Origin of the sequence: Sulfitobacter sp. 1A13421 (assembly GCF_043557285.1) — a bacterium.
GTDB classification, from domain to species: Bacteria; Pseudomonadota; Alphaproteobacteria; order Rhodobacterales; family Rhodobacteraceae; genus Sulfitobacter; species Sulfitobacter faviae.
Genome location: NZ_JBIFFQ010000011.1, coordinates 61,481 through 74,950, shown reverse-complemented (window position 1 = coordinate 74,950; position 13,470 = coordinate 61,481). Strand labels below are relative to the sequence as shown.

Sequence of the window (13,470 nt, the reverse complement as noted above, 5' to 3'; positions counted from 1 at the left end):
CTCAAGATGACCAAACTGATCCGCCCGACCCGTCGCGCTGTGCTGGCGGGCTCCACCGCCTTTGCCGCAAGCCTTGCCATGCCCAGCCTTAGCCGTGCGGCCTCGCGCCCGGTGTTTACCCATGGGGTGCAATCGGGCGATGTCGACACGCAGTCCGGCATGATCTGGACCCGCACTGACCGCCCGGCGCGGGTGCAGGTCGAAATCTCCACCACCGAAAGCTTTGCCAACGCGCGCCAGCTTGCACCGATGAACGCGCTGCCGAACCACGATCTGGCGGTGAAACGTCTGGTCGAAGGGCTGCCCTCGGATCAGGATATCTTTTACCGCTTCACCGCTGCGGACTTGAGCGACATCAACGCCACTTCCGAGCCGATCATCGGCCGCTTCCGCACCGCGCCCACCGCGCGCCGCGACGTGCGCTTTGCTTGGTCCGGTGACACCGCCGGTCAGGGCTGGGGCATCGACGATGAGGGCATGCGCACCTATGCGACCATGGCCAAACACCGCCCCGACTTCTTCCTGCATTCCGGTGACACCATCTATGCCGATGGCCCGCTTGAGGATGAGGTGCAGCTTGACGATGGCACGATGTGGAAGAACACCACCATCATCGACGAGAAACGCAAGGTGGCTGAGACGCTGGACGAATACCGCGGCCAGTGGAAATACAACCTGATGGACGACCATGTGCGTGAGATGAACGCCCATGTGCCGACCTTCATGCAGTGGGACGACCATGAAGTCGTGAACAACTGGTCCTCGTCGCGCAGCCTGATGGAAGACGACCGCTATAGCGAGAAGTCGATCCATGTCCTCGCCGCGCGTGCTTCGCAGGCCTTCCATGAGATGACCCCGCTGCGCATCACCCCCGCCGAGCCGGGCCGGGTCTACCGCAAGATCAACTACGGTCCGATGCTGGATGTCTTCTTCCTTGACCTGCGCAGCTACCGGGGGCCGAACAGCGAGAACATGCAGACCGAGATGTCGCAGGCCACGGATATCCTCGGGGCCGAGCAGATGGCATGGCTCAAGCGGGAGCTGACCAATTCGGCGGCCACATGGAAGGTCATCGCCTGCGACATGCCCATCGGTCTGGTCGTCGGCGGCGGGGCCGAGGCGGTTGCCAATGGCGACAATGGTGCCGCCAAGGGGCGCGAGCAAGAAATCGCGGGGCTGCTGCGTTTCATCAAAACCGCGCAGGTCGACAACGTGGTCTGGTTCACGGCGGATGTGCATTACACCGCCGCGCATTACTACAACCCCGACAAAGCGCAGTTTCAGGACTTTGACCCATTCTGGGAGTTCGTCTCGGGCCCGCTGCACGCCGGCACCTTTGGCCCGAACGAATTGGACGGCACCTTTGGCCCTGAGTTGAAATACGTCAAAGCGCCCGAAGAAGGTCAGGTGAACCTGCCGCCCTCCGCCGGTCTGCAATTCTTTGGCTTGGTCGATATCGACGCCAAGACCCAGCAGATGAAAGTGCGCCTGATGGACCGCGCCGATACCGAGCTCTACTCGGTGACACTCGACCCCAAGGGCGCGGCGATCTAAGCGCCCTCTGCATGGCACAGTGAGAGGATCGCCCGGAAGCGGGCGATCCTTTTTGTTTCAGTAGTCGACGCCGCGCTGTGCTTTGATGCCCGCTTTGAACGGGTGTTTGACCTCGGACATTTCGGTCACCAGATCGGCATAGTCGCAAAGCTCGGGCCGGGCGTCGCGGCCTGTCAGCACCACGGCGGTGCGCTTGTCGCGCGCGTCGAGCCCGGCGATCACGTCCTCGATCTTGAGGTATTCATAGCGGATGGCGATGTTGATCTCATCCATCACCACAAGGTCATAGTCGCCGCTCTCCATCATCTCGCGCGCCTTGCCGAATGCGGCCTCGGCGGCGGCGATGTCGCGGTTGCGGTCTTGGGTGTCCCAAGTGAACCCTTCGCCCATCGTGTGCCATGTCACCTCATCCAGCCGTTCAAAGAACAATCGTTCGCCGGTTTTCCATTTGCCCTTGATGAACTGTACCACGCCGACGCGTTGCTTCCAGCCAAGCGCGCGCACCACGACGCCGAAGGCGGAAGAGGATTTGCCCTTGCCCGGGCCGGTATGGACCAGCACCAGACCCTTCTCGGGGTCTTGCAACTCGGCCACCTTGGCGCGCTGTTCGGCCTGACGCTGCTGCATCTTTTCCTTGTGATCTTTCGGTTCCGCGTCGCTCATCGGTCATCTCCTCTATCCGGTTTCGGGGCACCATAGGGAGAGGACCGGTCAGGCGAAAGCCCGCATTCGATCACGCCTTGGGATCGGTGACAGACCGCGCCTTGCCGCGCTCCATCCCCAACTGCCGCTCACGCCAGATCACCAGCGCGCCTGCGCTGATCACCAGCGCCGCGCCCGCCAGCATCATCATCGTGGGCAGTTCGGCAAAGAAGACATAGCCCAGCAAAATGGCGAAAAGCATCGAGGTGTAATCATAGGGTGCGAGCATTGAGGCCGAGCCGAAGCGGTAAGCCGAGGTGATCAGGATCTGCGCCACCCCGCCGATCAACCCGGCGAGGACCAGAAGACCAAAGGTTTGCAGATCGGGCATGACCCAGCCGAAGGGCAGGGTGAAAAGCGCCAGAATCGACGCGGTGGCCGAGAAATAGAACACGATGGCTGCGGTGTCTTCGCTTTGCACCAACTGGCGAATGTGGATCTGCACAAGGCTGCGCACCATGGTCGCCATCAGGATCAGCAGCGCGCCGATGGTGGCCGTCTGCTCCATCGTGCCGATGCTGGTGAAGCGCGGCCAGAGGATGATCATTACGCCCACCAGCCCAATCGCCACGGCACTCACGCGGATCAGCCGGATTTTCTCGCCCAGCAACACGGCAGCGAGGATGACGGTGAAAATCGGTGTGGCAAAGCCGATGGCCGTGACCTCGGGCAGGGGCAGCAGGCCGAGGCCGGTAAAGGTCAGCCCCATCGCCGTGGTGCCGAAGAGCCCGCGCCAGACATGGCCCATCGGGTTTTGCGTCTTTAGCCCGCTTTTCAGTTTGCCGCGCTGCGCCAGCCAGATCAGGATCACTGGAATGGCAAAGAAGGAGCGGAAGAAGACCGACTCCCCGGCGGGGACCTCGTCGGCCAGCGATTTGATGATCGCGGACATGCAGGTGAAAAGCAGGATCGCCGTGATTTTCAGTCCGACACCAAGGGCGGGGCGGGCGGAGAAATCATCGACTTTCATGCTTTGATCCTCACGCCTCGGGGCCAATTATGCCGCGGTTCTGGCCAATCTGTCCGCGATGCAGCAGCAGGTGATCCAGCAGCACGCAGGCCATCATCGCCTCGCCCACTGGCACTGCGCGGATGCCGACGCAGGGATCGTGGCGGCCCTTGGTGATGATCTCGGTCTCTTCGCCCTGTTTCGTGATCGTGCGCCGCGTGGTCAGGATGCTGGAGGTCGGCTTCACCGCGAAACGCAGCACCACATCCTGCCCGGTGCTGATCCCGCCCAAGATGCCGCCCGCGTGGTTCGAGGAATATTCCGGCCCATCCGGCCCCATGGTGATCTCATCGGCGTTCAATTCGCCGGTCAGCATCGCCGCCGACATGCCCTCGCCGATCTCCACGCCTTTGACGGCATTGATGCTCATCATCGCGGCGGCCAGATCGGTGTCGAGCTTGCCATAGACCGGCGCGCCGAGACCCGCAGGCACGCCGCGCGCCGTCACTTCAATGATCGCGCCGACGCTGCTGCCGGACTTGCGCAGCCCGTCGAGGTAGTCGGCCCAGTCCGCCGCTGCCTTGGCATCCGGCACCCAAAAGGGGTTTTGGTCGATCTGATCCCAGTCAAAGGCATCGCGGTCGATCTTATGCGGCCCCATCTGCACCATGTAGCCGGTGATCTGAAGCTCCGGGGCCAGCGCCTTGATCGCCTCACGCGCCAGACCGCCCGCCGCCACCCGCGCGGCGGTCTCCCGGGCCGAGGAACGGCCACCGCCGCGATAGTCGCGGATGCCGTATTTCTGGAAATAGGTGATGTCGGCATGGCCGGGGCGGAACTTGTCCTTGATGTCGCCGTAGTCTTTGGAACGCTGATCGGTGTTCTCGATCATCAACTGGATCGGCGTGCCGGTGGTGACCCCTTCAAAGGTGCCCGACAGGATCCGCACCTCATCCGCTTCGCGCCGCTGAGTGGTGTATTTGTTCTGGCCCGGTTTGCGCTTGTCGAGCCAATGTTGAATCATGCCCTCGTCAATCGGCACGCCGGGAGGGCAGCCGTCGATGGTCGCCCCAAGGGCGAGCCCGTGGCTCTCGCCCCATGTGGTGACCCGGTAAAGATGGCCAAAGCTGTTGATCGACATGGGCGGACCTCCTGTTGTCAAACCCTTAGCCGGGGCAGCGCCCTGCCTCAAGGGGATTTGCCTTGCCAATTGTGCAGGTCCGATCTACCCCTGACGCTACCTCGGGGGGCCTTTGGGCTGAGATGTGCATGTTGTGCGGACCCGTTGAACCTGAACCGGTTAACACCGGCGGAGGGAAGGTCAGGACAGACATCCACCTTTTACCTTTCGCCGCAAAAGGAGGATGCGATGAAGTATCTTACACTTGCTGCGGGCGTCATGGGCGCATCGGCCGCATGGGCCGAGACGCCTGAACTGACGGTCTATACCTACGACAGTTTCGTCACCGAATGGGGGCCGGGCCCGGCCATCGAAGAGGGGTTCAAGGCCGACTGCGGCTGCGATCTGAAGTTCGTCGGCATGGGCGACGGTGCGGCCTTGCTGGCGCGGCTCAAGCTGGAAGGCGCACGGTCGGACGCGGATATCGTGCTGGGGCTGGACACCAGCCTTGTCGCCGCCGCGAAAGAGACCGATCTGTTCGCGCCGAGCGGGTTGCAGGCCGACTATGACCTGCCGATCACTTGGGAAGACGAAGTCTTCGTGCCCTATGACTGGGGCTACTTCGCCTTTGTCCACGGCACCGATCTGGACGCGCCCGGTAATTTCAAAGCGCTGGCCGAGAGCGATCTGAAAATCGTGATCCAAGACCCGCGCTCCTCAACGCCCGGTTTGGGCCTGCTGATGTGGGTCAAAGCGGCATACGGCGACGACGCACCTGAGGTTTGGGCAGGACTGGCGGATAACGTCGTGACCGTGACCAAAGGGTGGTCCGAAGCCTACGGACTCTTCCTCGAAGGCGAAGCCGATATGGTGCTGAGCTACACCACCTCTCCGGCCTATCACCTGATCGCGGAGGAGGACGACAGCAAGACCGCGGCGCTGTTCGACGAGGGCCATTACATGCAGATCGAAGTGGCGGGGAAGCTTGCCGGGTCGGATCAGCCGGAACTGGCGGATCGGTTCTTGCAATACCTCGTCTCTGATGCCGCGCAATCGGTGTTGCCGACGACCAACTGGATGTATCCCGCCGTGACGCCCGAAGGCGGGCTGCCCGAAGGGTTCGAGGGCATGATCCAGCCCGACAAGGCGCTGTTAGTGCCGAACGACGAGGTCCCCGCGCTCCGTGAGGAGGCTTTGGACGAATGGCTGACCGCGCTGTCGCGTTAAGCGGCAAGACGGGGCTTTTCGCCGCCGCGCTGGTCGCAGGGCTGATCCTTGCCGCTTTGGTCGCTGTCTTCGCGGCGGCCGATGTGGGCGCAGGGCTCGGCCCGGCAGATTGGGCGGCGGTGCGGTTTACCGCGACACAGGCGGTCTGGTCGGCAGTGCTGTCTGTGCTGCTGGCCGTGCCGGTGGCGCGGGCGCTGGCGCGGCGGCGGTTTTGGGGGCGCGGCGCGCTGATCACGCTGCTGGGCGCGCCCTTCATTCTGCCGGTGATCGTGGCGGTGCTGGGGCTGCTGACGGTCTTTGGCCGCTCGGGCGTGCTGAACCAGTTTGGCGCGGCTCTGGGCCTGCCGCCAGTGTCGATCTACGGGCTGCATGGTGTGGTACTGGCGCATGTCTTCTTTAACCTGCCGCTGGCGACGCGGCTTTTGCTGCAAGGCTGGCAGAGCATCCCTTCTGAGCGGTTTCGGCTCGCGGGGCAGCTTCAGATGACGCCGCGGGCGCTGTTTCTGGCACTGGAATGGCCGATGCTGCGGCAGGTGCTGCCCGGCGTGGCGGCGCTGATTTTCGTGATTTGCCTGACCAGTTTCGCCGTGGCCCTGACGCTGGGCGGTGGGCCGCGGGCGACGACGATTGAATTGGCGATTTATCAGGCCTTTCGGTTTGACTTTGATCTGGGGCGTGCCGCGCTGTTGTCCGTGGTGCAGCTTGTTCTGGCTGGCGCTGCGGCGGTGGCGGCGCTTTGGCTGATCCCGCCGATCAGCTTGGGCGGCGGGTTTGACCGCCCCCTGCGCCGCTGGGATGCGCGGGGCGGAGGGCAACGGGCGTTGGACGGGCTGGTGATCGCGCTCGCCGCGCTGTTCTTGCTGCTGCCGCTGGGGGCCGTGGTTCTGCGCGGGCTGGCGGGGGTCGCGGAACTGCCTGCCTCGATCTGGCAGGCCACCGGGAATAGCATTCTGGTGGCGGGGTTGAGCGTGGCGGTGCTGGCCCTGCTGGCGCTGCCGATGGCAGGCTGGATCGCCACCCGGCGGCGCGGCGGGGTGGAGGCGATTGGCCTGATGGGGCTTGCGGCCTCTCCGCTGATGATTGGCACGGGGTGGTTCATCTTGATCAACCCTGTGCTCGACCCCGCACGGCTGAGCCTGCCGGTTACCGCCCTGGTCAACGCGCTGATGGCGCTGCCTTTCGTGCTGCGCATTCTGGTGCCGCGCCTGCGCGAGACCTTGCAGGATTATGGCCCTCTGACCCAAACCCTCGGCATGACGGGTTGGGCGCTGTGGCGGCTGCTGGTCCTGCCGCGTCTGCGCCCGCAACTGGGCTTTGCCGCAGGGCTGACGGGGGCGCTCTCGGTGGGGGATCTCGGCGTGATCGCGCTTTTCGCCGATCAGGAACGTGCGACGCTGCCTTTGCAGATGTATCGTCTGATGGGCGCCTACCGGATGGAGGCCGCGGCGGGCGCAGCGCTGCTTTTGCTGGTCTTGGCGCTGGCGTTGTTTTTCATCTGCGACAAATGGGGGCGCTGGCATGCTGACGCTTGAAGACATGCGCATCGAGCGGGGCGATTTCAGCCTCGTGGCCGACATGACGTTGGCGCAGGGGCGCAGCTATGCGGTGATCGGTCCCTCTGGGTCGGGCAAGTCGACCTTGCTCGCGGCGATCTGTGGCTTTGTCCCGGTGGCGGCGGGGCGGCTGCTGCGGGATGGGGCGGAGATCACCGATCAGGATCCGGGCCAGCGCGGCATGACGATGCTGTTTCAAGACAACAACCTATTCCCCCATCTCACCGTGCGGCAGAACGTCGGCCTTGGCCTGCGCCCCGACCTGCGGCTGAAAGCGGCGGATCGGGAGGCGGTCGATGCCGCCCTCGCGCGGGTGGGGCTTGCCGCCCATGACGCCAAACGCCCCGGCGCGCTGTCGGGCGGGCAGCAAAGCCGCGTGGCGCTGGCGCGGGTGCTGGTACAGGCGCGGCCTTGGGTGCTGTTGGATGAGCCCTTTGCCGCGCTCGGCCCGGCGCTTCGGGTCGAGATGCTGGATTTGGTCCAAGACCTCGCCCGTGAGACCGGCGCGGGGCTGATCATGGTGACCCATGCGCCCGATGACGTGCGCCGCATCGCGGATGAGGTGATCTTTGTCGAAGGCGGGCGCGCCCGTGCGCCGGGACCGGCGGCGGAATTGCTCGACAACCCGCCCCCGGCCTTGCGCGCCTATCTCGGCTAGGCGGCGGAAATTTTTGAAATTTCCGCGCCGTTTTCATTTGAAGAAAACGTCTCCAGCGCTTGGGTCATGCCAAGAGCAGCCTGCGCGGCCTCGCGCCCCTTGGTGACGAAATGATCGCGGTAGATCGCGTTGTGGTGATCCGTTTCCTGATAGTGATGCGGGGTGAGCGAGACCGACAGCACCGGCAGATCGCAGTCGAGCCCCACGCGCATCAGCCCATCGACCACCGTCTGCGCCACGAAGTCATGCCGGTAAATGCCGCCATCCACCACGAAGGCCGCGCAGATCACGGCGTCGTAGCGCCCGGTCTTGGCCAGACGCTGCGCCATGAGCGGCAGTTCAAAGGCCCCGGGAACGGCAAAACTGTCGACCTGTGCGGCGTCGATAACTTCGGTAAACCCGTCATAGGCGCGGTCGACGATATCCGCATGCCAGCTTGCACGCACAAAGGCGAAACGGGCGGAACGTTCTTGTGTCATGGTGATCTCCTTTAGGTTCAGACACGTCCACCCAAGGCGATCACGCGCAACGACCGGGGCTTCGCCCCTGTCCTTGTTCGCATTCTCTTTCATCCGGACTGTGACCGTCGGCTCTGGAGTCGCACCAGATCTGCTGACACCTTCGAAAAGGCCGCTCGCGGGCTTGCGGGGACCGCTTACCGCCGGTGGGGAATTTCGCCCCGCCCTGAGAATGATGTCAGGTTGCCAAGTTGCGCAAGGCTCTGCAATACCAAAAGAAACGCATAGGAGGCACCATGCACCCCAATCCGATCTACCGCAAAGAGGGCCGCGACCGGAACCTTGCCTTTGCTCGTGATACCGGCTTTGGCGTTCTGGCGATCAACGGGGCAGAGGGGCCGTTGATGGCGCATGTGCCTTTCATCCTGAACGACACCGGGGATTTGGCCGAGTTGCATCTGGTGCGTTCAAACCCCATCGCGCGGGCGCTGAAAACCCCGCATCCGGTGCGTTTGGCGGTGACGGGGGCCGATAGCTATGTCTCGCCCGACTGGTACGGGATCGAGGATCAGGTGCCGACATGGAACTATGTAGCCGTGCATCTGACCGGCACGCTCGCGCTGCGCCCGGCAGAGGAACTGCCCGATCTGCTGGCCCGGCAATCGGCGATCTATGAGGCGCGGCTGGCCCCAAAGACCCCGTGGAAGATGGACAAGATGACCCCCGAGGCGCGGGACAAGATGCTGCGGATGATCGTGCCTTGCCGCCTCCGCGTCACCGGGATCGACGGCACATGGAAGCTGGGCCAGAACAAGGATGCGGCCGTGCGTCTCGCGGCGGCGGAGCAGATGGCGGCGCATGGGTTCGGTACGGATCCGGCGGTGATGGCGGCTCTGATGCGCGGGGTGTGATCGCCGTTGCGTCTGGCGCGGCGCCGTTGAATAGTGCGGGCAACCAAGGGGGGACTTCACGTGAAACTATTTTATTCTCCAACCTCGCCCTATGTCCGCAAGGTCATGGTGCTGCTGCATGAGACCGGCCAGCTTGGTGATGTCGCGCTGGAGGCGACATCGGGCACGCCGCTGGCCCCGGCGGAGGGCTTTGCCGCGCGCAACCCGCTGACCAAAGTGCCTGCGTTGGAGCGGGAGGACGGCTGCACGCTTTACGACAGCCGGGTGATCTGCGCCTATTTGGATGACCGCGCCGGGGCGGGGCTTTACCCCCAAGGCACAAGCAGGTGGGACACTTTGACGCTGGAGGCCACGGCGGATGGGATGCTCGATGCTGCGCTCGCCATGGTCTATGAGGGCAAGCTGCGCCCCGAAGATAAACGCATGTCGGAATGGGTCGAAGGCCAGTGGGGCAAGGTCGACCGGGCCTGTAAGACGCTTAACAATCAATGGGCTGCGCATTTGGCCGGGCCCTTGGACATGGGGCAAATCGCGCTTGGCTGCGCCTTGGGATATATCGATTTTCGCCATGCTGCGCGGGATTGGCGGGCCGGAAACCCCGATCTGGCGACATGGTTCGATGCCTTTGATTCGCGCCCTGCGATGACCCATACCGCGCCGCCGCAGTAAGCGCGCCGTAATGATATTGCCACAATCGCGGTATTTTTGCCGCGTTGTGGCGCGGTTGATCCAAGATGCGCGGCTTTGACATCTGGACGGGCGCGGTCCATCCCGGTAGATAGCGGCGAGAAGTCAGGTGGCAAGGTGACGCCACCCCTATGTCTGTCGGCCAAAGTTGGCCAAGAATTGGAGTAAACCCGTGTCCCAAGCAGAAGAACACGCAGGCACCCGGAGGGATTTCCTGTATTACGCGACAGCCGGTACAGGTGCCGTCGCCGTTGGTGCCGCCGTCTGGCCGCTGGTCAACCAGATGAACCCCTCTGCCGACGTAAAGGCGCTGTCGTCCATTCGTGTGGATGTGTCCGGCGTCGAAGTCGGGACGCAGCTGACTGTGAAATGGCTGGGCAAGCCCGTGTTCATTCGCCGCCGCACCGAGGCCGAGATCGAAGAAGCAAACGCTGTCGACGTGTCCAGCCTGCCGGACCCCATCGCGCAGAACGCGAACCTTGGCGGCGATGTGCCTGCGACGGACGCGAACCGCGCCTTGGACGAAAGCGGCGAGTGGCTGGTTCAGATGGGCGTTTGCACACACCTTGGCTGCGTGCCTTTGGGTGATGCTGGCGACTTTGGCGGCTGGTTCTGCCCCTGCCACGGGTCGCACTACGATACCGCGGGCCGCATCCGTAAAGGGCCGGCTCCGCGCAACTTGCCGGTGCCTGTCGCCGAATTCGTGGACGAGTCCACGATCAAACTGGGTTAAGGGAGCGGAAGAGAGATGTCTGGAATTCCTCACGACCATTACGAGCCGAATTCGAACGGCGAAAAGTGGCTGCACCGCCGCCTTCCCATCGTTGGCCTGTTGTACGACACATTGATGATCCCCACGCCCAAGAACCTGAACTGGATGTGGATCTGGGGCATCGTGCTGACTTTCTGTCTGGCACTGCAGATCATCACCGGCATCGTTCTGGTGATGCACTACACGCCGCATGTCGATCTGGCCTTCTCGTCGGTTGAGCACATCATGCGCAACGTGAACGGCGGCTATATGATCCGCTATCTGCATATGAACGGCGCGTCGCTGTTCTTTATCGCGGTCTATGCGCATATTTTCCGTGGTCTCTACTATGGCTCCTATAAAGCCCCGCGTGAGATCACATGGATCATCGGCATGTTGATCTATCTGCTGATGATGGCCACCGGCTTTATGGGCTACGTTCTGCCTTGGGGTCAGATGTCCTTCTGGGGCGCGACCGTGATTACCGGCCTCTTTGGCGCGGTGCCCTTCGTCGGTGAAACACTGCAGACATTCCTGCTGGGTGGACCTGCCGTTGATAACGCGACGCTGAACCGCTTCTTCTCGTTGCACTATCTGCTGCCCTTCGTAATTGCGGGCCTTGTGGTTCTCCACATCTGGGCCTTCCACACGACCGGCAATAACAACCCCACCGGGGTCGAAGTGCGCCGCACCTCGAAGGAAGACGCCAAGAAAGACACGCTGCCGTTCTGGCCCTACTTCGTGATCAAGGACTTGTTCGCGCTGGCCGTGATCCTGACGCTGTTCTTCGCGGTTGTTGGCTTCATGCCGAACTATCTGGGCCACCCGGACAACTACATCGAAGCCAACGCTCTGGCGACGCCTGCACACATCGTGCCGGAATGGTACTTCCTGCCTTTCTACGCGATCCTGCGGGCCTTCACCTCTGAGGTTTGGGTTGTGCAGATCGCGTCCTTCGTGACCGGTGGCATCATCGACGCCAAGTTCTTCGGCGTGCTGGCGATGTTCGGTGCGATTGCCGTGATGGCGCTGGTGCCATGGCTGGACACATCCTCTGTACGTTCGGGCCGGTATCGTCCGATGTTCAAATGGTGGTTCGCTCTGCTGGTGATCGACTTCTTCGCCCTGATGTGGCTGGGTGCGATGCCCGCAGAAGAGCCCTATGCGAGCTTCTCACTGATCGCTTCGGCCTATTGGTTCGCCTACTTCCTCGTGATCCTGCCCCTCTTGGGCGTGATCGAGAAGCCGCTGGCGCAGCCTGAAACCATCGAAGCCGACTTTGACGCGCATTACGCGCCGAAGGCAGGCGGCACCAAGACGCTTGTGAACCCGGCGGAATAAGGATCATGACCATGATGAAGACCAACCTCCTTTCTGCCGTGGTAACTCTGGGCCTTGCCCTGCCGGGGACGGCGGTGCTGGCGCAGGACACAGCGACAGAAGAAGAACTGCTAACAACTCCGGCGGAAACGCCGGAGGCCGAAGCCGAAACCGCGCCTGCTGAAGCGCCAGCGGCGGAAGAGGCACCTGCTGAAACTGACGCGCCCGCAGCCGAACCCGAGGTCGACGCGGCCCCGGCTGACGAACCCGCGGTTGAGGCAGCCCCTGCTGAGGACACCGCAACCGAAGAGGCACCTGCTGCCGAGGCTCCGGTTGATGACGCACCAACTGAAGAGGCGACAACCGAAGAAGCTCCGGCTGAAACGGCGCCTGCCGAGGAAGCACCAGTAGCGGAAGAGGCCCCGGCCGAAGAAACCGCCACTGAGGATGCTGCCACCGAGGAAGCGCCCGAAGAGGTTTCTGCCGAAGACGCCGAAGAAGCGCCTGCCGAGGAAGTCGAAGCCACGGACGAAGCGCAATCGACAGCCGAGGAAAACGCTGAAAACGAAGTGATCGCCGAAGACGATGTTGCCGGTCAGGCGCATAGTGATGACCCCAACGTGGGTGTCATGGAAGCGGAAGACCACGGCGAGGAAACTGCCGCTGAAGATCACGCCGGTGACGACGATCAGGGTGACGATTCCCACGCCACACCGCATATCGACAACATCGATTTCTCTTTCGATGGTCCGTTCGGCGGTTACGACGTAAACCAGCTCCAGCGCGGTCTGCAGATCTACACCGAGGTTTGCGCGGCCTGCCACGGTCTGGAATATGTCGCGATGCGGACATTGGCGGACGAAAGCGGTCCGAACATGCCCGAAGAGCAGGTGATCGAATACGCCAAAGGCTATGACGTCTATGACGCCGAGCTGGACGACACCCGTCCCGGCACCCCGGTTGACCACTTCCCCGGTTCCAACCTGCCGAACGCGCCGGACCTGTCGCTGATGGCCAAAAAGCGCGCCGCGTTCCACGGCCCTTACGGTCTGGGCATCAACCAGTTCCTTAAAGGGATCGGCGGGCCGGAGTATATCACAGCGCTTCTGACCGGCTACACCGGCGAAGAGAAAGAGCAAGCGGGCACGGTTCTCTATGAGAACACCGTTTTCCCGGGCGGCTGGATCGCCATGGCGCCCCCGCTTTCGGATGAGCTGGTCGAGTTCGCGGATGAGCATGCCAACGACGTGCAGCACATGGCCGAGGACGTCTCTGCCTTCCTGATGTGGACCGCCGAGCCGAAGCTGGGCGCACGCAAACAAGCTGGCTTTGCCGGGGTTGTTCTGCTGGGTCTGCTCTCGGTCCTGCTCTATCTGACCAACAAGAAGCTCTGGGCGCCGGTCAAGAACCGCCGCAAGGACGGCTGATCGGGCCACGGCTTTTGGAAATGAGAAGGGCGTCGGGAAACCGGCGCCCTTTTTTGTGACCATGCGTTATGATGGCGTCCATTGGACCTAAAACCTCTCAACAGGTTCCGCCCGGTGGCACACCGGGCATCGCCCTCCCTCCCTCGGAAGGCG

The 13,470-nt window shown here is 63.0% G+C and carries 13 protein-coding genes and 2 riboswitches; of the genes, 9 read left to right on the top strand and 4 right to left on the bottom strand.

Annotated features, from left to right (window positions below):
* Positions 1–6: 6 nt before the first annotated feature.
* Complete coding sequence (locus tag ACGYLI_RS16055) at positions 7–1,554, top strand: alkaline phosphatase D family protein (RefSeq protein WP_394419878.1); 1,548 nt, start codon at positions 7–9, stop codon at positions 1,552–1,554.
* Positions 1,555–1,611: 57 nt separating this feature from the next.
* Here ACGYLI_RS16055 and cobO read toward each other — a convergent pair whose 3' ends face one another.
* From cobO to aroC, 3 genes are all read right to left on the bottom strand, one after another.
* Positions 1,612–2,217, bottom strand: a complete 606-nt coding sequence (gene cobO / locus ACGYLI_RS16050) for a cob(I)yrinic acid a,c-diamide adenosyltransferase (RefSeq protein ID WP_394419877.1) — start codon at positions 2,215–2,217, stop codon at positions 1,612–1,614.
* A gap of 70 nt (positions 2,218–2,287) precedes the next feature.
* Complete coding sequence (locus ACGYLI_RS16045) at positions 2,288–3,226, bottom strand: DMT family transporter (RefSeq protein WP_394419876.1); 939 nt, start codon at positions 3,224–3,226, stop codon at positions 2,288–2,290.
* A 10-nt stretch (positions 3,227–3,236) separates the two neighbouring features.
* The gene (aroC, locus tag ACGYLI_RS16040) at positions 3,237–4,346 is read right to left on the bottom strand and encodes a chorismate synthase (protein WP_394419875.1); all 1,110 of its coding nucleotides are present in this window, start codon (positions 4,344–4,346) and stop codon (positions 3,237–3,239) included.
* A 92-nt stretch (positions 4,347–4,438) separates the two neighbouring features.
* Positions 4,439–4,540: riboswitch (TPP riboswitch) on the top strand.
* Between the two features lie 34 nt (positions 4,541–4,574).
* Between aroC and thiB the strand changes: the two genes are divergently transcribed.
* The 3 genes from thiB to ACGYLI_RS16025 are packed head-to-tail and all read left to right on the top strand — an operon-like array spanning position 4,575 to position 7,763.
* Entirely contained in the window at positions 4,575–5,552 is a 978-nt protein-coding gene (gene thiB, locus ACGYLI_RS16035) for a thiamine ABC transporter substrate binding subunit (RefSeq protein ID WP_394419874.1), read from the top strand.
* Complete coding sequence (locus ACGYLI_RS16030; protein WP_394419873.1) at positions 5,528–7,084, top strand: thiamine/thiamine pyrophosphate ABC transporter permease ThiP; 1,557 nt, start codon at positions 5,528–5,530, stop codon at positions 7,082–7,084. The genes thiB and ACGYLI_RS16030 overlap by 25 nt, the downstream gene beginning before the upstream one ends.
* Entirely contained in the window at positions 7,071–7,763 is a 693-nt protein-coding gene (locus ACGYLI_RS16025) for an ATP-binding cassette domain-containing protein (RefSeq protein ID WP_394419872.1), read from the top strand. The genes ACGYLI_RS16030 and ACGYLI_RS16025 overlap by 14 nt, the downstream gene beginning before the upstream one ends.
* Here the strand turns inward: ACGYLI_RS16025 and ACGYLI_RS16020 are convergent.
* A complete protein-coding gene (locus ACGYLI_RS16020; RefSeq protein WP_209219590.1) occupies positions 7,760–8,242 on the bottom strand; it encodes a 6,7-dimethyl-8-ribityllumazine synthase in 483 nt (160 codons plus the stop codon). The genes ACGYLI_RS16025 and ACGYLI_RS16020 overlap by 4 nt on opposite strands.
* 77 nt (positions 8,243–8,319) lie before the next feature.
* A riboswitch (FMN riboswitch) is annotated at positions 8,320–8,459 on the bottom strand.
* Positions 8,460–8,517: 58 nt separating this feature from the next.
* Here ACGYLI_RS16020 and ACGYLI_RS16015 point away from each other — a divergent pair.
* The 5 genes from ACGYLI_RS16015 to ACGYLI_RS15995 all read left to right on the top strand — a co-directional run bounded on the left by ACGYLI_RS16015 (position 8,518) and on the right by ACGYLI_RS15995 (position 13,317).
* A complete protein-coding gene (locus ACGYLI_RS16015) occupies positions 8,518–9,132 on the top strand; it encodes an FMN-binding negative transcriptional regulator (protein WP_394419871.1) in 615 nt (204 codons plus the stop codon).
* Between the two features lie 60 nt (positions 9,133–9,192).
* A complete protein-coding gene (locus tag ACGYLI_RS16010) occupies positions 9,193–9,801 on the top strand; it encodes a glutathione S-transferase (protein WP_394419870.1) in 609 nt (202 codons plus the stop codon).
* Positions 9,802–9,991: 190 nt separating this feature from the next.
* The gene (gene petA / locus ACGYLI_RS16005) at positions 9,992–10,552 is read left to right on the top strand and encodes a ubiquinol-cytochrome c reductase iron-sulfur subunit (protein ID WP_276153787.1); all 561 of its coding nucleotides are present in this window, start codon (positions 9,992–9,994) and stop codon (positions 10,550–10,552) included.
* A gap of 15 nt (positions 10,553–10,567) precedes the next feature.
* Positions 10,568–11,911, top strand: coding sequence for a cytochrome b (gene petB / locus ACGYLI_RS16000; protein ID WP_067265773.1), 1,344 nt, complete (start codon positions 10,568–10,570; stop codon positions 11,909–11,911).
* Positions 11,912–11,922: 11 nt separating this feature from the next.
* The gene (locus ACGYLI_RS15995; protein ID WP_394419869.1) at positions 11,923–13,317 is read left to right on the top strand and encodes a cytochrome c1; all 1,395 of its coding nucleotides are present in this window, start codon (positions 11,923–11,925) and stop codon (positions 13,315–13,317) included.
* Positions 13,318–13,470: the final 153 nt, after the last annotated feature.